The 359-nt window shown below is 39.6% G+C and carries 1 rRNA gene; it reads left to right on the top strand.

Features of this window, described 5'->3' with window-relative positions:
* The first annotated feature begins 36 nt into the window (after positions 1–36).
* Positions 37–154, top strand: a 5S ribosomal RNA gene (rrf, locus tag LI074_RS17200).
* The last annotated feature ends 205 nt before the right edge of the window (positions 155–359 follow it).

The following is a 359-nucleotide window of genomic DNA, read 5'->3' as shown; positions in this document are numbered from 1 at the left end:
ATGTGTTTTACTGTTTAGCTATCAAGCTGAAATATTTCTGGTGCCGATGCGGTTGGGGGACACACCCGTTCCCATCCCGAACACGACGGTTAAGACCCAATCGGCCGATGGTACTGCACTGGAGACGGTGTGGGAGAGCAGGTGGGCGCCAGATCAAAAAAGAAAAAACTGAATTTACCAGTGATGAGAGATTTTAAATGAAGCTGAAAAAGCATTTGAGATTTCTGATGACTGATAAAATATCAGTCAATATGTACCTTGAAAACTGCATACATGAAATTTGATTAAAAGTTAATCAAATATCCTTGATACAAAACGTTAAGAGATATGAGAGTATCTCATAAAACGCAAGATAGGAA

Source organism: Blautia sp. MSK18_10 (assembly GCF_020553185.1).
Taxonomy (GTDB): Bacteria; Bacillota; Clostridia; order Lachnospirales; family Lachnospiraceae; genus Blautia_A; species Blautia_A wexlerae.
This window is presented reverse-complemented; position numbering and strand designations above follow the sequence as displayed.